We start from the raw sequence: 663 nt of genomic DNA, 5'->3' as shown, positions 1-663 counted from the left end.
GCCGAGAGCTGGACCGACATGCTCGCGACCTGGGTCGACAAGTACCCCATCATCAGCATCGAAGACGGCATGCACGAAGGCGACTGGGACGGCTGGAAGCACCTGACCGAACGTCTGGGCAAGCGCGTGCAACTGGTGGGCGACGACCTCTTCGTGACCAACACGAAGATCCTGCAGGAAGGCATCGACAAGGGCATCGCCAACTCGATCCTGATCAAGATCAACCAGATCGGCACGCTGACCGAAACCTTCGCGGCCATCGAAATGGCCAAGCGCGCGGGCTACACCGCCGTCATCAGCCATCGCTCGGGCGAGACCGAGGACAGCACGATCGCCGACATCGCCGTGGGCACCAACGCGGGCCAGATCAAGACCGGCTCGCTCTCGCGCTCGGACCGCATCGCCAAGTACAACCAGCTGCTGCGCATCGAGGAAGACCTCGGCGACGTCGCCAGCTACCCGGGCCGCGCTGCCTTCTACAACCTCCGCTGATCCGCAAGGCGAGGCGCCGTGCGCTCACGCATCGTTCCGGTCATCCTGGTCCTCCTGCTGCTGCTCGTCCAGTGGCAGCTCTGGACCGGGCGGGGGAGCGTGCGCGACGTGGCGCAGCTCCAGGAAAAGCTGGCCGAGCAGAAGGAGGCCAATGCCAAGGCCGCCTTGAAC

1 protein-coding gene is annotated in these 663 nt (G+C 65.0%); it reads left to right on the top strand.

What is annotated here, in order from left to right:
* The coding region (locus tag AC1DTN_RS38025; protein WP_477925323.1) for a phosphopyruvate hydratase family protein at positions 1-492 on the top strand (492 nt) is incomplete at its 5' end.
* Between the last annotated feature and the right edge of the window lie 171 nt (positions 493-663).

It is taken from the genome of Rhizobium sp. 01T444 (assembly GCF_056398305.1).
The sequence above is the reverse complement of the archived record's forward strand: the minus strand, read 5'-3'. Positions and strand labels throughout refer to the sequence as shown.